The 22,888-nt window shown below is 40.8% G+C and carries 21 protein-coding genes; 5 read left to right on the top strand and 16 right to left on the bottom strand.

The genetic code is table 11. The annotated features are described in order from the left end of the window. Positions 1 to 21 precede the first annotated feature (21 nt). From C7B89_RS14035 to C7B89_RS14025, 3 genes are all read left to right on the top strand, one after another. Positions 22 to 1,410, top strand: coding sequence for a hypothetical protein (locus C7B89_RS14035; RefSeq protein ID WP_115673951.1), 1,389 nt, complete (start codon positions 22 to 24; stop codon positions 1,408 to 1,410). A 130-nt stretch (positions 1,411 to 1,540) separates the two neighbouring features. Beyond that, a complete protein-coding gene (locus C7B89_RS14030; protein ID WP_048390248.1) occupies positions 1,541 to 2,299 on the top strand; it encodes a glucosaminidase domain-containing protein in 759 nt (252 codons plus the stop codon). Between the two features lie 106 nt (positions 2,300 to 2,405). Continuing rightward, positions 2,406 to 2,822 carry a hypothetical protein gene (locus tag C7B89_RS14025; protein ID WP_115673950.1) on the top strand — a complete coding sequence of 139 codons (417 nt, stop codon included), beginning with the start codon at positions 2,406 to 2,408 and terminating at the stop codon, positions 2,820 to 2,822. Here the strand turns inward: C7B89_RS14025 and C7B89_RS14020 are convergent. The 12 genes from C7B89_RS14020 to C7B89_RS13965 form a co-directional block, all read right to left on the bottom strand. Next, positions 2,819 to 3,649, bottom strand: a complete 831-nt coding sequence (locus tag C7B89_RS14020) for a C40 family peptidase (protein ID WP_115673949.1) — start codon at positions 3,647 to 3,649, stop codon at positions 2,819 to 2,821. The two genes, C7B89_RS14025 and C7B89_RS14020, sit on opposite strands and share 4 nt — an antisense overlap. Next, complete coding sequence (locus C7B89_RS14015) at positions 3,618 to 4,430, bottom strand: serine hydrolase (protein ID WP_115673948.1); 813 nt, start codon at positions 4,428 to 4,430, stop codon at positions 3,618 to 3,620. The genes C7B89_RS14020 and C7B89_RS14015 overlap by 32 nt, the downstream gene beginning before the upstream one ends. A gap of 7 nt (positions 4,431 to 4,437) precedes the next feature. Next, positions 4,438 to 5,370: a S66 peptidase family protein gene (locus C7B89_RS14010; RefSeq protein WP_115673947.1), complete on the bottom strand. Its 933-nt coding sequence runs from the start codon at positions 5,368 to 5,370 to the stop codon at positions 4,438 to 4,440. Continuing rightward, the gene (locus C7B89_RS14005; RefSeq protein WP_115673946.1) at positions 5,367 to 6,314 is read right to left on the bottom strand and encodes an ATP-binding cassette domain-containing protein; all 948 of its coding nucleotides are present in this window, start codon (positions 6,312 to 6,314) and stop codon (positions 5,367 to 5,369) included. The genes C7B89_RS14010 and C7B89_RS14005 overlap by 4 nt, the downstream gene beginning before the upstream one ends. Next, entirely contained in the window at positions 6,307 to 7,380 is a 1,074-nt protein-coding gene (locus C7B89_RS14000) for an ABC transporter ATP-binding protein (protein WP_115673945.1), read from the bottom strand. Before C7B89_RS14000 ends, C7B89_RS14005 begins: the two co-directional genes overlap by 8 nt. Next, positions 7,373 to 8,347: an ABC transporter permease gene (locus C7B89_RS13995; RefSeq protein WP_048390234.1), complete on the bottom strand. Its 975-nt coding sequence runs from the start codon at positions 8,345 to 8,347 to the stop codon at positions 7,373 to 7,375. Before C7B89_RS13995 ends, C7B89_RS14000 begins: the two co-directional genes overlap by 8 nt. Then, the gene (locus C7B89_RS13990; protein WP_115673944.1) at positions 8,347 to 9,291 is read right to left on the bottom strand and encodes an ABC transporter permease; all 945 of its coding nucleotides are present in this window, start codon (positions 9,289 to 9,291) and stop codon (positions 8,347 to 8,349) included. Before C7B89_RS13990 ends, C7B89_RS13995 begins: the two co-directional genes overlap by 1 nt. A gap of 82 nt (positions 9,292 to 9,373) precedes the next feature. Then, positions 9,374 to 11,203: a peptide ABC transporter substrate-binding protein gene (locus tag C7B89_RS13985; protein WP_244205675.1), complete on the bottom strand. Its 1,830-nt coding sequence runs from the start codon at positions 11,201 to 11,203 to the stop codon at positions 9,374 to 9,376. A gap of 297 nt (positions 11,204 to 11,500) precedes the next feature. Beyond that, positions 11,501 to 12,295 carry a M55 family metallopeptidase gene (locus tag C7B89_RS13980; protein ID WP_115673942.1) on the bottom strand — a complete coding sequence of 265 codons (795 nt, stop codon included), beginning with the start codon at positions 12,293 to 12,295 and terminating at the stop codon, positions 11,501 to 11,503. Further along, positions 12,292 to 13,023 (bottom strand): M15 family metallopeptidase, encoded by a 732-nt coding sequence (locus C7B89_RS13975; RefSeq protein ID WP_244205673.1) that lies wholly within the window; start codon positions 13,021 to 13,023, stop codon positions 12,292 to 12,294. The genes C7B89_RS13980 and C7B89_RS13975 overlap by 4 nt, the downstream gene beginning before the upstream one ends. A gap of 287 nt (positions 13,024 to 13,310) precedes the next feature. Next, on the bottom strand, positions 13,311 to 14,369 hold the full coding sequence (locus C7B89_RS13970) for a DmpA family aminopeptidase (protein WP_115673941.1): 1,059 nt from the start codon (positions 14,367 to 14,369) through the stop codon (positions 13,311 to 13,313). Between the two features lies 1 nt (position 14,370). Further along, a complete protein-coding gene (locus C7B89_RS13965; protein ID WP_115673940.1) occupies positions 14,371 to 15,069 on the bottom strand; it encodes an aspartate/glutamate racemase family protein in 699 nt (232 codons plus the stop codon). A gap of 224 nt (positions 15,070 to 15,293) precedes the next feature. Here C7B89_RS13965 and C7B89_RS13960 point away from each other — a divergent pair, with 224 nt between their 5' ends. Further along, complete coding sequence (locus C7B89_RS13960; RefSeq protein ID WP_048390221.1) at positions 15,294 to 16,691, top strand: alanine/glycine:cation symporter family protein; 1,398 nt, start codon at positions 15,294 to 15,296, stop codon at positions 16,689 to 16,691. A 139-nt stretch (positions 16,692 to 16,830) separates the two neighbouring features. Here C7B89_RS13960 and C7B89_RS13955 read toward each other — a convergent pair whose 3' ends face one another. From C7B89_RS13955 to C7B89_RS13945, 3 genes are all read right to left on the bottom strand, one after another. After that, a complete protein-coding gene (locus C7B89_RS13955) occupies positions 16,831 to 18,792 on the bottom strand; it encodes a methyl-accepting chemotaxis protein (RefSeq protein WP_115673939.1) in 1,962 nt (653 codons plus the stop codon). A gap of 175 nt (positions 18,793 to 18,967) precedes the next feature. Further along, complete coding sequence (locus C7B89_RS13950; protein WP_115673938.1) at positions 18,968 to 20,647, bottom strand: methyl-accepting chemotaxis protein; 1,680 nt, start codon at positions 20,645 to 20,647, stop codon at positions 18,968 to 18,970. A 155-nt stretch (positions 20,648 to 20,802) separates the two neighbouring features. Then, positions 20,803 to 21,621 carry a hypothetical protein gene (locus tag C7B89_RS13945; protein WP_115673937.1) on the bottom strand — a complete coding sequence of 273 codons (819 nt, stop codon included), beginning with the start codon at positions 21,619 to 21,621 and terminating at the stop codon, positions 20,803 to 20,805. 101 nt (positions 21,622 to 21,722) lie between these two features. Between C7B89_RS13945 and C7B89_RS13940 the strand changes: the two genes are divergently transcribed. After that, positions 21,723 to 22,289 carry a hypothetical protein gene (locus tag C7B89_RS13940; protein ID WP_054550850.1) on the top strand — a complete coding sequence of 189 codons (567 nt, stop codon included), beginning with the start codon at positions 21,723 to 21,725 and terminating at the stop codon, positions 22,287 to 22,289. Between the two features lie 30 nt (positions 22,290 to 22,319). On the opposite strand, the gene C7B89_RS13935 is transcribed toward C7B89_RS13940, so the two are convergent. Further along, a complete protein-coding gene (locus C7B89_RS13935; protein ID WP_016992030.1) occupies positions 22,320 to 22,856 on the bottom strand; it encodes a DUF1572 family protein in 537 nt (178 codons plus the stop codon). Between the last annotated feature and the right edge of the window lie 32 nt (positions 22,857 to 22,888).

Below are 22,888 nucleotides of genomic sequence, written 5' to 3'. Positions count from 1 at the left end.
GTAGTAGAGAGGTCGTGACCTATGCATAATGGCTTTCAGTTTTTGGCGATTTCACAACTAGCAAAAAGGTTTCCAGCAGACTCTTGGTGGGCAAAGTTTTACAAGGATTTTAGTGAGGATGATCTAGTAGCTTACTATGAGGGGGATTTAACACTTCCCTCTCTTGATTTGGACTGGGATATGCCATTCCCACAACAGGACAAGACCATTCTCATTTTCATCAATGGTCATCTAACCGTAGACACCCTCTATAATTTAGAGACAGATGGGGCAATTGGGCTGATAGTAATGGGCAATGTACTTTCTAAAAATATAGCTGTAGGTGGTCAGGAAATCTATGTGCACGGGCATCTGACAGTCGAGAATATATTATGTGGCTCCTACAATCATGGCGAAACGATCGTTAATGGCAATCTTCAGGCAGCAATTTTGGTTCAAGATGATGAGTATCGCATCAACGTAAAGGGTCAGAAGTCGATTCCTTGTATCGTAAATATATGGCACGGAGATGGCGTTTTTCAGGAGCTCCCTATCCGTATTGAAGATGTATTAGTAGACGAGATATTTTTACCTGAGGATGAGGATGACATCGGCTTTTCCTTCACTTCACTCGTGGAAATTCTAAAACAAGGGCGTTCTGCACTCACTCAATTTACAAGCGTTCCTCAAAGGACAATAGCAGCTCCTATTTATTTCACGCACCATTCGATCAATGCGGAAAACATACTGAAACTGACTTCATGTATTCTGATGACACCTGACAAACCTTCTTTCGATTTGACGGAACAGGATGTTTATTTTATGATCCAACGCGCACATACCAATGCTGATGGAGATGTACGCAATGATAGTATTTATATATTGACCTCGCAGTGTCATTATTTTATTTGGCTTAATGAGGATCAATCCGTCTCTCTCTTGACAAAAACACTAGATGAAGAAGCTGAATGGTGGGATATTACAGCATCCCCCCAGGAGGATTTAGTGGATTTACAACAGCACTGGCTGATGTTGTTAACCTGCATCAATGTAGCAGAACTTTACTTGCATAGTATCGAGGTGCGAGATGTACAACAAATTCTCCAGCATCCTACGATTCTGGATTTAGACGATGAACATGATGGATTGTGGGATGGTTCCAAATGCTATAGCTTCCGTCAAACCTATTTGGATAATGAAGGCGATAGGATACATGCTCGCATTGAAATTATGACGCCTGATGAAGCGTATTATTTTTATACGCTCGAAAATCAATCCTATGTTGCTCGCCACTATCAGCCTCCTAACGTTTTTGGTCGACAAGAGCTATCTTATTTAAACACGATTCAATGGGAAGCGTCCGAGCGATATTTTGAGAGATTCAAACAATTTATGTCTCAGAATTTTAAGATAGATTTAGGAACTAATTAAGGCAAGAAACGTTCTATGAATGATGAAGTCTATTCAACTATACATCTCTTTCACTCTCTGTAATAATGAGAGATAGCTAAACTTTTAATAGAAGGGAGGGAGATGTGGTCACGACCAACATCCAGCTACAATGAAATACGTGCTAAACTTTTTTAAAGGACTTATGATTGCCGTTGTTGTTATTTGTATTTCGTTTTATATGGTGACACAGTTATTTAATACGACTGAAAGAGAAGAGTCTGTGGTTATTGATGATCGTCCAAGTGTGGAAGAGTTTATCGGTGAGATTGCAGAGACCGCACGAGATCTTGGTGCTGACAATGACTTATATGCATCCGTGATGATTGCTCAGGCGATTCTAGAAAGTGAGCATGGGCAAAGTGGACTTGGCTCTGCCCCTAATTATAATCTTTTTGGAATGAAAGGCAGCTACCAAAATAATTCCGTCACACTCGAAACCACAGAGGATGATGGGTCAGGCAACCTTTCTACCATCATGGCTGACTTCCGCAAATACCCTTCCTATGAAGCATCCATGCAGGATTATGTAAAATTAATGCGTAATGGCGTGTCATGGAATAAAGATTTTTACGCAGGCGTTTTCAAAAGCAACACAACTACCTATACAGATGCGACCAAGTTTTTAACAGGCTCCTATGCAACTGATTCGGCTTACAATGAAAAATTAAATACATTGATCGCAAAATATGACCTTCAGCAATATGATAGCCCTGTAAAAGATAAGAAAACCATCACGGTGGCTGATGGAGATTCACTTATGAAGATTGCCGAAGCCTATAATGTGAAGGTGACATCACTTAAGCAGTGGAATCAGCTTCGAACAGAACGTCTTGAAGCAGGCCAGCAACTTAATATTTATCATTATTAACATAAAACGTCCATGACTCATCAAGGAGTATGGACGTTTTTTCTCATGAAACTAATTCGTTTGTCTAAACGTCTTAGTGTAAAAATACGGAAAGGATAGGAACACAGTGAAGCGTACACAATTGCTCAGTCTTCTCGCCGTTAACCTTATGCTATTGCCATTGATTCAGCTTAGCTACAACCTATATTTCACAACAAAAATAGCAGAGGCTTCTTTTTATATCATTATTTTCCCCACTCTTATTATTTTATCGAACCTCTTACTATGCTGTAGTCGGCAAAGAGTAGCAGCTTCTATCCATTGGACCTTTGTCTATGTGGGACAAGGCACCTCTATCGCCTGTTATTTTGTGTGGCATTATGGGCAACTAGAGCCCTATCCAGATATGCCCCCAGGTGAAGCAGTGTTTGATTTATGCATGAATACATTTTTAATTGGGCTCTGGCAGTTTATCGTGTTAGCACTGATCCATCTCAGTACGTTTATCATCCTCAAGATGGGACTGACCTTTAAAAAAGCTTAACTAGTCTTCTGTGAGTTATATAAAGTACCTACTGCTAGTATGGTTGTGGCTAAATCCTGTCGATAGAGGGGATGTTTGGCATCTAGACTATTAATCGTTACTTCATTACCACCTAACGATGAATGGACATACAAATCATCACCCATGTATAGAGCAATATGACCTGGAAAATAGATTAAATCCCCCTTCTGCATTCGGGCTTGCTCTATGTTAACGATAGGGAAGTCCTCTACTATTCGGGCATCACGATAAATATAGACACCGTTTAACATATAAGCCATTGAACATAAACCAGAGCAATCAATACCTAGTGGCGATTTGCCACCCCAGCGATAAGGGGCCGTTAAATAGCTGAGCGCTGTGTCCACCACATTTTCTCGGAACTGCTGCTCCGATAATGAATGTGCTGTTATTTTTGGTTGTAGCCATTTTGTTCGAACATACCCTATTTGTCCTGACACTAGCTGTACAGCTGACCATTCTTCAGGTACTGCTTCGTCTGACATAACACGAATGGAAGAGCCTCTTACAAGCGTTAGCAGCTTTGTACTTTGAATACGTGGCTGCTGCAAAACATCTGCAAAGCTTTGACACACTACATACTGTGCATCTTGTTGCCATGTAGATGCAAGTGCTTCCTCTAGCAGTAAGTCCGCCTTCTGACAATAACCCTCGTAACGATAGGCCGTTTGAATAGAAACCCAAGCGTCATTGACATCACTGATGATCTCTACGGTCATCCCATAAAGCACTTCATCGACTAATTCAGAAGCTTTATCTGGCATGGCATACAAGCTAGCAATCATGGCTGTAACAATGGCCTTCATCCTTCTCCTCCTTCCGCTTCACCAGCTGGTCATAGACAACTTTTGATAGACGACCAATGAGTTGGCGTGCCTGATCATTGTCCGTTACATTTGTTATAAAAACACCCATACTATAATCGACTGCATTCGTGTAAAATATCCCCACATCATGATCGACTGTATCCAGTCCGCCTGTTTTATGTGCCAGCCTCACATCCTCTACTAGATAGCGCTTTAGGGAGTCATGTATACGCTGACGGCTTAAAATATTAATGACTAGTTTATTGTAGGTAGGCGCTAAAAGCTCTTGCTGATAGACACGCGTATAAAGATGTGCCATATCCCTTGCTGATGTGCGATTATCTATGCCCTTTGCTAGCCGCTCCACATCCATCATTTTTCGCTGTAGCAGTGTGTCCTGTAATCCGATATGCTGAAAATAGTCATTCAAATATTCCATGCCAACTACATCGATTAAGACGTTCGTAGCTGTATTATCGCTAGTAATTATCATCCACAATAGCAGATCATAAAAAGTGCTTTGTGTAAGTCTTTGTTCACTAATCACACTAAAATCCACCCAATTAGTTGGTGAAATCGTAAGCGTAGAATTAAGTGATAATTTGTTTTTCTCTATATATGAGAGCAAGGCTAACAGAATCGGCACTTTGATTAAACTTGCACTTGAAAATGAAGTCTCTAGCTGATGACTGATGAGCAACTGATTCGTTGTTAGATTTTTAATAAACAAATGTACGTTGTAGGGCGATTCTTGAATAAGTGTAGTAATTCTCTGCTCCATAGACCACCTATCCAACTACATGGATACGCTGATTGTCCGCATCCATCCTGACGCTTCTTCCTAAAGGAAGCGACATCGTTGGTAAACAATGACCACATGCCAAATCTGCAATCATAGGCTTCCCTAAAGGCACTAGAATTTCTTGAAAAATAGTTTGTAATGATAAGCTATGAGCTGGCTTTTCGGGATTTTCAGGTTCGCAATTTGTCCAAGCGCCCAATAAAATGCCTGCCACGTCATCTAGCTTTCCTGCCAGTTTTAATTGTGTCAGCATACGATCCACCCGTTGCTCCGTTTCATCGATATCTTCTAAAAACAGAATTTTACCTCGTGTATCAATTTCATAGGGTGTGCCAAGTGAAGCTGTCACTAATGTTAAATTGCCACCGATGAGTTGACCTGAAGCGCTCCCAGGAACCAGTGTAGACATGGGCTGGTGAGAGGGATTTTTTAAGTAATACGCCTTTCTTTCATTCTCCATAATCAGCTGAATGAACGACTGCCAAGTATAGTCATCCATCTCCTGTCTAATAAATTCTGTAGATGGCATCGGCGTATGATAGGTTACAAAGCCACATAGCTGATTAAAAGCTATATGTAGAGCGGTCACATCACTATAGCCAGCAAATACTTTGGGATTGGCACTTATCAAGTCAAAGTCTAATTGGGCTAAAATTTTCGTCGCACCATAGCCCCCACGTATACAAAAAATACCATCAATCATTGGATCATCAAACATACGATGAACATCTGCTACCCGTAATTCATCTGTGCCTGCTAAATAGCCATGTCTTGCGTGACAGGTCTCCCCAACGACCACATTGAGCCCTAGCTTTTCGATACTAGCAATAGCAGGTTGCAACTTTTCGGGTGGCGTTGCTCCAGAAGCACTAATAAGACCAATTGTGTCACCCTTTTTCAATGCCTTTGGACAAATCATATCTTTTCCTCCCTTTTCAGTGAAGTACGATAATGGGTCAGTTCCTCTTCATTGGCTAAAATAAAATGACCTTCCTCTATTTCAACAAATGAGGGGGGATTCTCATCATAACGATGCTGTGACGGATCATACACTTCTACAACTTTCTCCCGCTCCTTATAGGGATTTGGCTCTGGTACTGCTGATAACAAAGCCCTTGTATAAGGATGCAGCGGATGAGCGAAAAGCTTTTCTGTTTCCGCTAGCTCCACAATCTTCCCCTTATAAATGACTGCCGTACGATCCGTAATAAAACGGACAATCGATAAATCATGGGCAATGAATAAATATGTTAAATGATTTCGCTGTTGAAGGCTTGCTAATAAATTTAATACTTGCGCTCGAATGGATACGTCCAAAGCAGATATAGGCTCATCTGCAATGATAAATTCAGGCTCCATCACTAACGCTCGAGCAATGCCAATACGTTGGCGTTGACCTCCTGAAAACTCATGCGGAAAGCGGCTTGAGAACTCTGGAAGTAGCCCAACGTTCAGTAAAGCATCGCGCACCTTTTGTTGCCGATCTGCCTCATCTTTATATTTTTTCGAAGGGTATAAGCCCTCTGAGACAATATAATCTACTTTTGCTCGTTCATTCAGAGATGCCATAGGGTCCTGGAAAATCATTTGGATTTTTTGTGTAATTTCTCTATCCCAATCTTTAGGTATTTTCCCCTGAATACTTTTGCCATGGTACAAAATTTGCCCCTCTGTAACCTCATTGATGCGCATAATCGCTCGACCAATCGTTGTCTTCCCTGAGCCTGATTCACCTACAATGCCAAATGTTTCGCCTTTAAAAATTTGAAAGCTGACATCATCAATGGCTGTAAACTTATTTTTTCCTTTGCCAAAAACAACAGATAAATTTTTTATCTCTACGAGCACCTCTTTATCAGTCATTCGCATACTGCCTCCCCTCTGCAAAAAATGCTTGTAAGGCTGCTGGAGGCTCTACCTTTGGTGCAAGTGGGTCTAATAACCATGTACGAACATAGTGGGTATCACTAACCTGAAAAAAAGGTGGCCGCTCGATAAAGTCGATTTTCAATGCATATGGATTGCGTGGGGCAAAGGCATCTCCCTTTATTTCCTGAAAAAGATTCGGAGGTGTGCCCTTGATGGAATACAATTGTTCCCCTTTTGAGCCAAGCTGTGGTAAAGAGGAAATAAGCGCCCACGTATAAGGATGCTTACTATGAAAGAAAATTTCATGTGTTTCCCCAACCTCGATGACATCACCCGCGTACATCACGGCAATACGGTCAGCCACTTTTGCGACTACGCCTAAATCGTGCGTAATATAGACGATTGTTAAGCCGTATTTTTGCTGAAGATTTTTTAAGAGCTGTAAAATTTGTGCCTGAATGGTTACATCCAAAGCTGTCGTGGGCTCATCACATATTAAAATATTCGGCTTACACGCAATGGCAATCGCAATAACGATACGTTGGCGCATCCCTCCTGAAAATTCATGCGGGTATTGCTTATAGCGCTTTTGCACATCGGTAATTCCGACATCTGTTAACAGTTTTAATGTTTCTGCATAGGCTTCCTTACCTCTTAAGCCTTGATGCATAACCACACATTCTTCAATTTGCTTTCCAATGGTTTTGAGCGGGTTTAACGATGTCATCGGATCCTGTGTCACCATCGCTATTTCCTTACCACGAATCCCTAGCCATTCTTGCTCTGTTGTGAATTTGCCTAAATCCTGTGCATTGTAAATAATTTGCCCCTGCTTAATACGACCATTTTTATCGAGCAAGCCCATAATGGATTTCATCAGCACGGATTTACCCGAACCTGATTCACCCACAATGGCTAAGCTCTCTCCCTTGTAAAGGTCGAGTGAAATACCGCGAATCGCTGTTAAAATTCGACCACGTAGCGTAAACTGAATCACTAAATTTTGGATGCCTAATATGCTTGATTTTTTCAATGTCACTCGCTTCCTCTCCTTATACATGGTTTTTCGGATCTGCTGCATCTGCAAAGGAATTACCAATAATATAAAATGCGATCGTAATAACGCTTAGCACAATACTCGGGAAAATAAGCTGATACCGTAGATCTGGTGACATCATAAGGACACGTCCTTCATTAATTAAATTTCCTAATGATGGCTCACTGATCGGAAGCCCTAAGCCAATATACGTCAAAAAGACTTCGGCCCCAATTGCAAAGGGTATCGCTAAGCTCATGCGTAGCATAATGACAGAAATTAAATAAGGTAATAGATTTTTTAGGATAATACGATAATCAGGTGTGCCTAAGCACTTCGAGGCTAGATTGTATTCGCGGTCACGCAAAATAACAATTTGATTGCGGATAAACCTCGCCATTTCCACCCATCCCGTAATACACATGGCAATAATAATTGTTGAAATACTTGGCCGTAAGATATAGGACATTAAAATGAGCACAATGGTTGTGGGGATATTATCGACAACATTATAAAGCTGTGTAATAGGCGCTTCTAATTTCCGTGAAAAGCCCCATAGCGTGCCAATTGTAATGCCCACCACTGCCTCCACTAAGGCGACAACACAGCCAATAAAGAGTGAGGTTCTCGTCCCCGCCCAAATACGAGACCATAAATCCTGACCGATTGAATTCGTGCCAAACCAAAATTCTGCACTAGGTGCAATATTACGTGCCTGCATCCCTGTTTGTTCATCCAAGTAAATTTCAGTTGGTGATTTTTGCGCAGGTAAATAGGGCTGTAGAATCGTAAAGCCAACAATGATGATCACCCCAACTAATAAAAAAACGGCCAGTCGATTTTTCAAAAAGGATTGCCATGTAGACCGCCAATAAGAATAATTTGAATAGCCCGTTTCCTCCGCCTGTCTTGCGTCCACTTCGGCAAATTCAAATAAGGTTTCACGTGATTTATTTGAAATATTATTGATTTCATCTGTATACATCCCCATTAACGCACACCCCCTCCCTTGCCTAATTTAATACGAGGGTCGACAAGTGCCATGGCAATATCCCCTAAAATAAGGCCAATAATACCAAGGGAAGAGAACACTAACACTAGGCCTTGCACAATCGTATTATCCTGTCGCTGAATAGCATCCACAAGTAAGCCCCCCATCCCTGGAATGGAATACAACGACTCTATATAAATCGAGCCTGTAATCGTAAACAGAATCGTTGCAGGTAAATATTGTGCCATGGGAATAAAGGCATTACGTAATACATGTTTGAACATCAGTGTCCGCTCCTTTACGCCCTTTGCCCTAGCCAGCTTAATATAGTCCTTGTTCAGTTCATCCACCATATAGCGTCGCATCCACATCGCGTAGGAGGCAGTTGGCGCCAATGCCATTGACGTAAGTGGAAGAATCCAAGTAATCGGCCTGTATTCATCAAACAGCATCGGTAATTGAAAGAGTTCTGTAATATACATTTGAATAACTAAGTAATAAACCGCTGCAGGGACTGCAACAACAAATACGATATAGCCTGTCCCAAGTCGATCCAGCCAACGTCCCTTACGATAGGCCATCATTATTCCTAACGGCACACCAATCAGGAGTGATAAACCCACTGCTCCTAAACCAAAGAGCAGAGAATACGTGATTTTATCTGCAATAATCGTCACTACTGGGACATCGGTACGATAAGTCACTGATTTACCCAAATCCCCCTGCAGTAAATTCTTGTAAAAATTCCCTAGTTGGACAAGGATTGGGTCTCGCAAGCCGAGACTTGTTAAGTAAATTTCCTGCTGAGCAGGTGACATTTTATCAGCTGCTGCTCCTAAATAGCCTTCCTCTGGCATTAGCCGTAATAATGAAAAGACAATGGTGATGATAATAAAAAGGGTTAAAACGGATTGTAAGAGTCGTTTTCCTATATACTGCAACATCGCGCCATCCTCCTTTGTCAAAAAGACGAAAGGAGATGCCGACTATTCTTTTCGGTATCTCCTTTTCATCTACGAAATTCTACTACTTTTCAGCATTGGCTAGTGCTTCCGCACGTTCTTCCTCCCACTCAGCAAGCGCTTTTTTAAATTCTTCATTACTCATTGGCTTTTCTAGCACTTGCTGGCCTTTAAATTTCTCTGCAGTTACACCAAATGGCGAATATTGCGCCTCGAATGGATTTAATTTAGATGCCATATAGCCACTACCACCAACTGAATATGGAATAACAAAGGCTTCCTCAATTAAAAACGCTTCTGCCTTCGCAAATAGCTCATAGCGTTTGGCTGTGTCAATTGTTTCTTTCGCTTGATCCACAAGATTTTGATAAGTTGTTTTACCATTCGCCTCTTTATAGCCCTCTGCTAATTCTGGTTTATTGTAAGTACCATCTACTGTGAAAGGATCTGTATACGTAGATGGATCTGCAAAATCAGGACCCCAGTTCGCCTCTAAGAGTGCAAATTTACCTGGACGACGTACCTCTGATAAAAAGCCTGTCGATGGACCAGCCTCTACAATAATGTCGACATAATCTGTCCCTAGTAGTTTTTCCATTTGCTGCTCGACTACTTGAGAGCGATTAGCCCAATCTGGCATACCAGCGTTATAAGGCATTAAAACCTTTACAGGGAATGTGGCCTTACCTGCTAACGCTGTTTTTGCTTTTTCTTTATACTCTAGGGCCAGCTCTTTATTGAAGGAATCCTCATTGGAAATGGATGTAAGGGGTGCTAGTTGTGTATAATCCACTCCTTCCACATCAACAAAGTTTTTCGGTGTAATGGTATTGCTCAGCAAATCTGCTGGATTATATGGCTCAACCGTTAGCATCGCGGAGACACGGTCAAGCGCATGGAATAAGGATTTGCGGAAATCTTTATTATTGACGGCGATTTTCCAGTTATCAGGCTCGTATTGTGCGTCAAATTGTGGGTTGAAGTTGAGTGCATAAAAGTAGGTATAGAAGTTATTTTGTGTTTGACGAACCTGAGATTTTTTCTTTTCATCTTTAAACCATTCATCAATGATGGAGGTCGGGATACTAGCCGAATCGATTTCGCCACGTAAAAACAGCTCAGGCGCCACAGTTGCCGCCTCTTTATTGTATTTATAGCGAATACGGTCAATCAGCACCTTGTCTTTATCCCAGTACGTTTCATTTTTCACAAGAACGCGTTCATTTTGTGGCTCAAATTTATCTAAAATATAGGCACCGTTATAGAGGAAGTTTTCACGTGTTGTGCCAAAATCCTCTCCCTTTTCCGCAATGAACTTGCCATTCACAGGGAAGAAACAAACATAATTCAACATAGAAAGAAAATAGGGTGTCGGCGCCTCTAAAGTATATTCTACTGTATGTTCATCTAGCGCCTTTATGCCTACCTCCTTGAAATCGTTCATCTCGCCATTATAGAAGGCTTCCCCATTTTTCACCACCGTCGCAATCCAAGCTGTCGACGATTCATTTTTAGCATCAAGCACATAGTGTAAGCCATCCACAAAGTCTTGTGCCACAACATCTGCATATTCCTTGCCCTCATGTGTCACCCATTTTGCGTCATCACGCAACTTGAATGTCCACACCGTAGCATCCTCATTCGCAGACCACTCTTTCGCTAATCCTGGCTGGACCACCCCATAGTTGTCATATTCAATGAGCCCATCCACCATATTCGCAGCTACCGCAAATTCATTTGTTTCTGACGTCTTTAAATAATTTAACGTTTTAATTTCCCCTGAATACACCACTCGATATTCCGATGCTTTTTCACTCGCTGACTTGTCATTACAGGCTACACAAAATAATACGACCAGACATACGAACAGCAACCAATATTTTCTCACAAGCATCCCCCTAGTCATCTTTTTATAATGAAAATCCTATTGGTAGGATGGATTGCATCTTCAATAGGATCATTCAAACATAAGCTAGGTCTGTCTAAATCGACCATCTATCGATGAAATGAACAACGGTACATACTCATTGTCACAGTTATGAGATTAAATTTTTGGTTCTATCAACTATCAAACCACTCAGACAGCGTGTCCCACTGCTTTTTGAGCGGGTCCACCACTTTTTTGATCACTTCTCACCTTTCATGAATTAGAATCCTCACTTGATATAAAAGCTCCCCCTAAACCTTTCCATCATGTTAAAAATTGCAGGACACGCAGCACCTCATAAAAATCATGGGTCATGAACTCCACGGTATTATGCGGTTTGAATTTGGCATTTGGATAAAATGAATTACGATAGGCTCGTGTATGATCACGATAAATAAGCTCTACCCTAAAGTGTTCTGGCAACGTTACCTGTAATGCGGTACGCGGAACCTTCATAGAAGACTCTACCAGTCGCTTGGTTTCCATGATAGTTAGTTGTGGACTGACACTAATCGTCGCATTGCCGATTCCTTCCTTAGTAGCAAATGTGACAATGTGTTCGTTTACGGTTTGAATCTCTTCTGTCAACCCCACATCCCCACTCACAAAGGACACAGGAACACCGTGTAAGGCTGCTGCATAGGTATTGATCAGAAATTCACTCGCATATTCGCCATTGATTTTGACATCCGCGTATGTGCAAAGTGTATGGGCTAGTGGGTTACGCTCACTGCCACCCTTGCTGTGATAACCGATAAAAATAGCACGATCGAAGCTTTTATCGAGACCCGCTACCATACACATAGGGTCGTATGTCCAGCCACGGATAACTTTACAGTTGATTGGTAAATTGGAAATGTCTAGATTGCGGGCTGAATCATGTGCGTCCTTTACTAAAATTTCGGTTGCGCCCCCCGCTATCGCTCCTTCAATGGCAGCTTCTACTTCACGTGTCATTTGTCTTTGGAAAAACTGATAGTCAGGTGCGTTTAACTCGGTCTCACTCCACGAAGTTGTACCTGTAATCCCTTCAATATCTGCACTAATATAAACTTTCATAGAAATCGAAACTCCTTTACATGGTGATTTTGAATTGTTGCGTGTACTGCTCCGTAATGCGCTGCCTGTGCTTGAACACGTCTAGCCCATGCCACATTGCCATAATCATAATGCCACCATTCCTCCGCATAGTTCGTAAATCCAGCAAGTGTCATACAGTTATACAGCAAACGTCGGTACTGACAGGCAAGCGGATTTTCATGCGTATGTTGTTCAAAATAACGGGTCGCGGATTTTTCATTCATTTCATCAAACGCTGTCCCAAGATCGAGGGCTTTACCATGAACATCAGCCAATGTTACATCGATGGCACCCCCTGTTAAATGGGGGGCTAAATGGGCTGCTTCTTTACTTGGAAATGCTACATATTTTTTGGTCGCCTGCATAATCTCTTGTGATGTTAACTGCGGCATCCTTTTTGCTAATTGCTGAGAAAAATGGCTAAACAAATGCTGCTGTACTTGAAATGGGCGATAGCCATCATAAAGTAATAAGCAATACTCTTGAGGTAATAATGTTAACACCTGTTGCAAACGCTCATAGACTCCTTCTCTTACATGAATAACTCGTAAACTATTAGAAATCTGTTGCTGATAGTAGATGGGTTCCATAAATATCCTAGGATGAGCACCTGTAAGCTGGATAAGCGGCTCATTGTTTTCACAGACAACTGGTGATGGCGAGGGGCTTCCATTTAGAGAGGGTGCTATCGGTTGAAAAAGGTTCATAATAACAGAACCCTCCTTTAAATAGTTAGATAATTCAGTTTTTTAAGTTGAATGTTATCATATCTCTCTACCATTGACTAGATAAAAAAAGAATAATTACAAAATAATGGATATATTCTTACAATGATACATATTCCAGCAATTGACGGGTCGAAAAACCACTTATATCCTCTAATTAAGAATTTTATTCATCTTATAGCTCGCTCATGCTAAAAAATTAACGAAACCTGTTTGGTGGCCTAAAAAAAGCCATTGAAACACAATTGCTGTTTCAATAGCCTTTTCTTTTATGCCTGTTGAAAGGAATAAGCTTGCACTGTATGACCATTGCGGCCAGTTGTTGTCTTAGCTTGGGATAATGAATTTAGTATCGCTTCCTCTGTCGCTTCCGCTGCGGCTGTAAACAGTTGATTCATGATGGGATGCTCCTCACGAAGCTGAGTTCTAGTCTCAATAAGCTGATCAGCGGTATGAGGAATACAATGTGCCGTCGTGAAGCCAATTACAATATCGCCACTACCATGTGAAAAATGACTGCCTGTCCGTCCCAAACCGATACCACAGCGTTTAATGACACGTGTTAATTGTCGATTACTTAGCGGGGCATCTGTCGCAAGGACAATGATAATGGAGCCATCTGTTGGTGATAGAGTAGATTGGTTTTGCATAGTTGAGACTTTGTAATGCTCAGCTAAAAACTCCCTGTCTTGACCAAAGTTACTAAGAACTAGGCAGCCTACTGTATAGTTCACTTCATTTGATTCTACTTTGACGATGCGAGAGGAAGAACCAATTCCTCCTTTGTAGCCGAAACACATCATCCCTTTTCCTGCACCAACAGCGCCTTCCTGTGCCGTCTTTGTAGAGGCTTGGCGAATGGCTTCTATGGCATGCGCAGGTGTCACTGGACAAGCTCGAATCGAATTAAGATAACTATCATTACACTCGCCCACAACGAGATTAATGGTTCCTGTTGTCAGTCCAATGTCTTCATTCCTATCAAGCATATAGCTTAATGTACCTTGTGTCACAGCGGGTACGCCAAAAGTATTGGTTAACATAATGGGCGATTCCAGTACACCTAGTTCATTCACTTGCACAAGTCCCGTTGTTTTCCCAAAGCCATTTAGTACATAGCTTGCCGCTGTTACCTTTTGCTGAAATACATTGCCTCCATGCGGTAAAATAGCTGTAACGCCTGTACACGCATAGGCCCCATTCTGATCTAATGGCTCATCCAATGTCACATGCCCCACTTGAACTCCTTCTACATCGGTGATGCAGTTTTTCTGACCAACTGGTAACACACCAATTTTAATGCCCAATTGTCTTACTTTTCCCTGCATATTATGCATCCTCCTGAATCGCCATTAACACAGCAGCCTGTGCATGGATAGCCGTTGTATCAAACACGGGAATGCTGACATCCTCCTGCTGAATCAGTAAGCCGATTTCCGTACAGCCCAAAATTACCCCTTGCGCCCCCGCATGTACAAGCTCCTCGATCACTTGGCTATAGTACGTTTTAGATGCTGGTACAATGGTCCCAAGACACAATTCATCGTAAATAATTCGGTTTACTTCCATTCGGTCGTTGCTGTCAGGCACAATCACCTCTATGGCAAAGCTTTCTACCCTTGCCTTATAAAACGCTTGCTCCATTGTGTACTTTGTGCCAAGAAGCGCTATTTTCTTTAACCCCGCTTCTTTGATTTGCTTAGCTGTGGCATCCGCAATATGTAAAATAGGGATGGTTATAGCTGACTCGATAACATCAATGACCTTATGCATTGTATTGGTACAAATGATGACTAGGTCTGCGCCTGCCCGCTCAAGTGCTTGTGCAGCTTGAGCTAGAACCTCACCTGCTTTGTCCCACTCCCCGTTAGCTTGAAAATGCTCAATTTGCTGGAAATCTACACTAAACAAAATACATTTCGCAGAGTGTAGGCCCCCTAGCCTATGTTTAACCTGTTCATTGATAAGTCTGTAATATTCAGCAGATGACTCCCAGCTCATCCCACCGATTAAGCCGATTGTTTTCATGTCTACATCACTCCTTTTTCTATTATTATACGCCTCCCTCACACAAAAATAAGAGAATTTTCCAAAAATAATATACAAGGATTGGAAAATAGTAGATAAAATCAGTTTTCTCAATTAATAAATTATAAATATCAAAATTTTAGTATAATTCATTATTTTAGAAAAGTTGATTTTTAATAAAAAAACAGTGTAGACTAAAGCGTATTGTGAAAGGAGGACAACTTATGGAATGGATCTCAACAATAGTTGACAGTGGAAATAATATTTTATGGACATATATCCTCATTATCTTACTTTTAGCAGCAGGACTATATTTTTCATTCGGTACGAAGTTTGTACAAATTCGTCTTTTTCCTGAAATGTTTCGTTTAATTGTAGAAAAAAGAGAGGGCGATTCGGGGGTTTCTCCGTTCCAAGCCTTTACCATTAGTGCTGCTTCACGTGTCGGCACAGGAAATATTACAGGGGTAGCCTTAGCCATTGGTGTAGGCGGTCCTGGTGCAGTATTTTGGATGTGGATAATCGCGATTTTAGGGATGGCCACTGCCTTCATTGAAAGTACCTTAGCACAGGTCTATAAAGTGAAGGATGGCGATACATTCCGTGGTGGGCCCGCCTACTATATGGAGAAAGCATTAGGTCAGCGAAAGCTTGGCATTATTTTTAGTATTCTATTAACATTAAGCTTTGGCTTTATTTTTAATGCTGTGCAATCCAACACAATTGCCACTTCAGTCGGCGAAGCCTTCGATGTAAATCCAAAGATAATCGGAGCTATACTTGTCATTTTAACTGGATTAATTATTTTTGGTGGTGTCCATCGAATTGTAAAGGTGACACAAGTTCTTGTTCCAGTTATGGCCATCTTCTATTTACTTGTAGCTCTTTTTGTAGTGGTGACTAATTTATCGGAAATCCCACATGTTTTTTCATTAATTTTCACTCATGCATTTGGCCTACAGGAAGCTGCTGGTGGCGCAATTGGGGCAGCAATCATGCAGGGCGTACGTCGCGGTTTATTTTCCAATGAAGCAGGGATGGGAAGTGTACCGAATGCTGCTGCGACTGCTAATACTTCGCATCCTGCTAAGCAAGGACTTGTACAAAGCTTAGGTGTCTTTTTTGATACGATTATGATTTGTACAGCCACTGCCTTTATCATTATTTTAGCGGGCTTATATGATAAAGGTGAGAGTGATGGTATTATTTTGACGCAAAATTCTTTAGCTGTTCATGTTGGTGATTGGGCTCCTTATTTTATTGCCATCTCCATCATTTTCTTCGCTTTTAGTTCGATTATTGGTAATTATTATTATGGTGAATCCAATATTGAATTTATGGATGCCCATAAAGCTTGGATGTTTTGCTATCGAATTTTAGTGTTAGTTATGGTCATGTTCGGCTCCATCGCACAGGTACAGCTTGTATGGAATCTCGCTGACCTCTTTATGGGGCTGATGGCACTTATCAATATCGCCATCATTATGATGCTCGGTAAAATTGCCTTCCTTGTGCTAGACGACTTTACTGAGCAACGTAGAGCAGGAAAAAATCCTGTCTTCTATGCAAAATCAATCCCAACCTTAAAAAATACAGACTGTTGGGAAGAAGAAGATCGATAAAATACTGAACGCCACTTCTAAAATTAGAGTGGCGTTTTTTCGATATTTAAATAAAGGTAATTTTATAAAAAACGGTTACTTTGCTCTACTAGTAATCAACACTTAACGCCACCCCAAAATTTTGGAGTGGCGTTGTGCTTTAATATTTAAACTGACTAATCAGTAGCTTTAATTCATCCGCCATATGTGCGAGTGCTTGCGCAGAGGCATTGATTTCCTCCATTGAGGCTAATTGCTCCTCTGTTGATGCCGCTACATCCTCAGACGCCGCTGCATTGCCTTTCGCGGAGAATGCCAAATCTTCTGTTACTGCCGCTACCTCTTGAACACCTGCAGACATCTGTTCAGAGGCTGAGGAGACCTCCTCCATTTTAGGGGTAATCTCATTCATACTTGTCATAATGACTTGGAATTTTGCAATGGCTTCATCGGAAATATGCAATCCACTTTGCACATCCTCTGTAACCTTCGCCATAATACTGACAGATTGCTCCGTTTCTTGCTGAATCCCTCGGATAAGCTCAAATATTTGTTTAGCTGATTCCTGTGATTGCTCTGCAAGCTTACGCACTTCGTCTGCCACGACTGCAAAGCCTTTCCCATGCTCTCCTGCTCTCGCTGCTTCGATAGCTGCATTTAAAGCTAGTAAATTTGTTTGATCTGCAATGCTTGTAATCACATCTAAAATGGATGTAATTTGCTGAGAGCGTTCATGCAATGTCTGGATTTTCGCATTGGAGTCTGCTACGGATAAATGAATGGATTGCATTTGATTCTTTGTATTTTGAACAGCTTGTCCGCCTTCATCCGCCTGTAATGTCGCATGCTGTGAAAGGTCCGTCACAGCGGAGGAGATTTCAGCAATATGCAGAATGGCAGTAGAAAGCTCATGTAAAGAAGCTGCATTTTTATTGGCACTAATCGTTTGAGAATCAGCACTTGTTGCAACATCCTGAATGGAAATCGCCACTTTTTCTGTTGCAATGCTTGTCTGATTGGCATTGGCAGTTAGCTCTTCTGCTGAAGAAGCAACCTCCTCTGCATTTTGTTCAATTTTTTGAATTAGTGTCCGTAAGCTTTCTTGCATATCATTAAAGGCTTGTCCTAATTGGCCAATTTCATCTTTTGACGTAATCGTTACCATTTCCGTGAGATCCCCTTTGCTGATCGTAACCGCACTATCCTTTAAAGCTTTAATTGGTTTTATGACAGCCCTCATTACAAAATAAAAAATGATGGAACTGATGATAATTGCTGCTATGAGGACTAGAATCGTATGGTATAAAATCGAGGAAGCAGACTCATCAATTTCTTCAGCAAATATCGTCCCTGTTATTTTCCAATTTGTCAGTTCATTTGTCGTATAGAATAATAGACGATCATCACCATTAAAGACATATTCATACGTACCTGATGGACTTTCGTACATTTTATCAAGGAAACTTTCTTTCAGTTCTCCTCCCGCTTCAAGTGTAGGATGTGAAATGACCATCTTGTCTTCTCCAAAAATTGAAGGATACCCATTTTTTCCGATTCGAATTGAATCAGCAATTCTTTGAAGATCGGTTAATTTAATATCGATTGCCACAACTCCAGCATGATCCTTCGTCTGCTTAGCAACTGTTACCACCATATCACCCGTCCCCGCATCCTTGTAAGGGTTGGTGATTAAGGTTTCACCTTTTAAAGCTGTCGCCTCTTTATACCAATCTCGATCTAATGGATTATAGTCTGCACCATTCAATTTTGGCTCCTGTGTAAATCGACCATCATTCATGCCAATATAAACACTCAATACATCTGCATTAAGCTTTGTATATTGCTGAAATTTAGCCACAATCGAAGCTTGTGCTTCTTCATATTGACGCGCATCTATTTCACTACTAAATACATTGATGTCACTCATTTTCTCACTAATTGTTTTGTCAATGAGCTTATTTAAAATGCCTACACTTTCATTGGCACTAAATAAAATTTCTTCTTCAATCGAGTCTTTTGCAGATAAATAAGACAAACTCCCAACAGATATGACAGGGATAAGTAATACTAGCGCGAATAGCGTATAAAGCTTGCCCTTAAAACTGCTAAATAGTTTCTTCATATATCAATCTCCTTTTGATTTTTTTCTAAACCTCTCCCTCTCTTTATCTGCTTAACATTTCTCCCAAAGCTTTTATCGGACGAAAAAAATTTTTTCTAACATTTTTACGATTTTCATATTATTCAGGCTTTACCGACAAATAAAACCCCTGTAACTAGACAGGGGTCAATTGAATTTAGTATTTAAACGATTGAATGGATTCTTGCAGGTCTATTGCCATCTTTGCTAGATGGGTAGAGGCTGCTGCTACCTCCTCCATAGCTGCATTTTGTTCCTCTGAAGAGGCTGCAACACTTTGCACATGATGGCTTGATTTTACCGACACTTCACTCATATAGTCCATTTCCTGCACTAACTTTTCAATATCTTGATGAATTGCTTGAATGGCTGCCGTTACTAGCTCGGTCTGTGCTTGTACATCATTAATGGCATCATCAATTTGTATAAAGTTATCCCTTGCCACATTAACCTTTTCACGACCTACATGGACAGAATCATTACTATTAACCATATCTTCCTCGATAATCCTCGTGCTATCTGTAATTTGGGCCACTACTTTTTCAATATCGACTGCAGCAAGATTTGACTCATCTGCTAGCTTGCGGACTTCCTCTGCCACTACCGCAAAGCCTTTCCCATGCTCCCCGCTCCTTGCGGCTTCAATAGAGGCATTGATTGCTAGTAAATTGGTCTGTGTCGCTATACTCTTAATGACATTTACTGCTGATACAATCGCCGCTGTATTGTCATCTAAATCTTGCACACGTGTATTTAGCTCACTTGTGTTAGTAGAGATTTCATTCATTTGCGCTGTAACATCATGTACCGAAGAACGACCTGTTTGTGCCATATTTTTCGTGTTGACTGTTGCTTGATTCACGCTTTGTATGCTTGTAGAAATATCATTCATTTTCTTCAAGATATGGGCAGATAAATTTCGTACATCACTTGTTAATGTATCCTGCTGATCAATCCCTTGTGCAATATCATGAATAGATTCTGTTACCACCTCTGTCGCCTGTGTAACCTCCATGCTACTTGCTGTTAGCTGTTCGGATGTTGCGGCAACTTGCTCAGAGGAGTTTCCGACTTGTTTCATCATCAGTCGAAGCTTTTCTGACATACTATTGAAGGAATCGGCTAAGTGCGCAAACTCATCCTTGGTTTTAAATTGTAAATGCGTATGCAAATTCCCTTCCGAAAACTTATCCATTTCAACTACTGTTTGTTGAATATTTTTTGCGATCCGTCTACCAAATAGTGTTGCGATGATAATGCTTATAAGTAGAGAAATAGCCACTAGAATCATAATTTCCAGGCCACTTCTTTCCCCTTTTTGCTTGGTAGCCTCAATATGAGCCTGCATATCTTCTTGCTGAGCTGTTGCCATCGTTTTTCCAAAGACAACCAATTTCTGAGAGCCCTCACCTAAAATCGGTAAAGCCATTTGTTGTGCTTGCTGATGATCCCCTCGCTGATAAAGAGGCACAATCTGCCCATCTATAGCCTTTTCCCAGTCGTCAAGCTGCGATAAAAATTGATCAAAATCTTGATTACTATCGCCTACTTCTTGAAGTCGATTAATCGACGTATGTAAGGTATTTCGGATTTCATGATGATTGTTGAGCATTTCTTCCTTGCCATATAACATATACCCACGAATAGCCGCATTCGCTCGTACGGTTTGGAACGAGATATCTTGATATAAATGGATTAATTCCGTATTGTCTTCGATTTCTGCTAATGTCTGATTATTATTATTCAAGTAGTACATAGCAATCCCTGATATAAGCAGTAAAAAGATGAGGACAATACCAAAAGCAAATTGCAATTTCCGTTCCACAGTTAGTCTCATATGATTCCCTCTATTCTTCTATAATCCACTTGAGTATAGCCTACCTAAACCTATTAGCCTATAAAATCTATGCTCCTCCTCCTAAACTATCGCTAAAATTTAACAATAATGAGAATTTCGCATCTAATCTATTGACAATAATATCCACTATTTTACTAGTTGAAATAGGAAGTAATCATTTGGAAACCATAGAGATAACACCAAAAGAGCGGAAGAAGTAGGAGCATTTTCAGAAAATGACCTCTTTTTTCTAAAAACTCTCGAATGCCTGAAGTTAGCATCATCGCACTCAGTAATAGTAAGCTATGTTGAGCCCCATAAATCTGCATAGAGAATGTGATGACCAAGGGCAGGATGGCTGGATAAATAGAATCTGCTAGTGATCTTTTTTCCCTCGTATCGGAGGGAATGCTTTCTTTCTCTGTGGATTTAGCGGCTATTAGTTTCTTTACAAGCATATAGACAAGACCAAAAAATAAAATTGTATAAACAATAAATAATAGCCACGACATTTTGCTTTTCTCATTTAACAAATGAAAATAATCCTCAGCTTCTTGTGCTTGCAGTACATAATACAATCCTGTTTTTTGATCCATTAGGAAGAATCGTTCATCCTCGACTATTACTTTCAAGGCCGTTTCCTTGCCATTATGGAAGTGTATGTATAAATCACTTACTGCTTCATGGTCTGCTGGTCGACTGCTAAGGTCCTTTTTAGTTTGTAAAACTTGCTGAAGGCGATCTGTATCTTTCACCTCATAGCGGTCGACGTAGAATACTTGCTTTAATGGATATAAATATTGCTCTTTGCCATTACTTCCAGACAAATACCAAGCCTCTTTAATTGATTGAATGGCAGTATGCAGCGGCACTAGCTCCTCCCGCTGCCTTTCATTGTAAATGAAGAGTAGTAGTGTGCTTATACTTAGAACAATGCCCAGAATAAGTGTATGAATATAACCACTCTTGTACACTTTATCACCTCCTTTACCACTTTACATTTATAGTAATTATTGTCATATACGATTTACTACTCTAATAAGTTTCAGCTATACTTAAATAGAGGTGATGATGTATGAGTAGACCAGAATTATACGTACATTTAGTAGTTGGTCCTGACTGTGATTTTGAATCCATGGCCATTCGAGCAGCACTGGAATCCTTTGGTGCAGGAGTGACACTCGATTTAATTGGCAGACCAAATGATTTAATTGATATTTTATCTGGAAATGATCTTCCTCACAAAATGGATTATTTGCTATTAAACTTTCACGGCGATGAGGGGCGATTTTGTCTGCCTGAGCTAGGAGAAGAGGTATATGAAGAAAATGAACCAAGGAGTATCTATTTTGAACCTCAAGATGTCTTAACCTATTGTCAGCTACAGGGTGTCAAGGTCATTGCGGCAGGCTGTACATTAGGCTGGCAGCAGCTAGCGACAGCCTTTTTAGAGAGTGGCTGTCATTCCTACCTAGCACCTGATGATTATATTGAGGGTAATGCTAATCTCATGTTTCTAATTCACTTTTTCTATGAGATAATCACAAATCATAGAAGTCAGCAGGAGGCATTTGAACTCGCTCAAGCGACCGACCTAGAAACAGCCTTATACAAGCTCTATTTAGCAGAAAAAAGATCGTAGCACCTACTACTTGGCTACGATCTTTCTTTTTTAGCGTTGATGTTTATCTAGCATGGCTTCAGTAAAAGCTTGTGACTGTCCTTTAGGAATACTGAGTGTTTGCCAATCAGAGCCCTTTACCAATTTGGCGATATAAATGATTTGACCGACGTGCTGTGCATAGTGTGCCATTTGTCTTTCAATAGCATCAATGACTGCTAGCCGCTCCCCTCTAATCGTGACATGTCCCTGTAAATCGGATTCTGTTAAACTCGCCAAGGCCTCTAAAAACACTTGCCACCCCTTGTCCCAAGCTGAGATGATTGCTTCTTTGGTGTGAAGACTATCCTCAAACTCATCATCTCGATTTCTCGTTGGCTTTTCTCCATCTGTCGTTAAAAAATCTGTCCAGCGGGAAACCATATTTCCACTTATATGCTTTACAATCACTGCAATACTATTGGATTCTTCATTGTATGCCCAGTGCAATTGTGCCTCTTCCATTTGGGCAAGTGTTTTATCCCCTAGCTCTTTCACACTTTGAAATCTTTTCTGAACAACTTGTAAATAGGTTTGTGCAATTGTCATAGTCGAACCTCCATCCCCTCTTTTCTATCATT

Origin of the sequence: Lysinibacillus capsici (assembly GCF_003367505.1) — a bacterium.
In the GTDB taxonomy this organism is placed as follows: Bacteria; Bacillota; Bacilli; order Bacillales_A; family Planococcaceae; genus Lysinibacillus; species Lysinibacillus capsici.
Note: the sequence above shows the minus strand (reverse complement) of the source record. Positions and strands in the feature narration are given on the sequence as shown.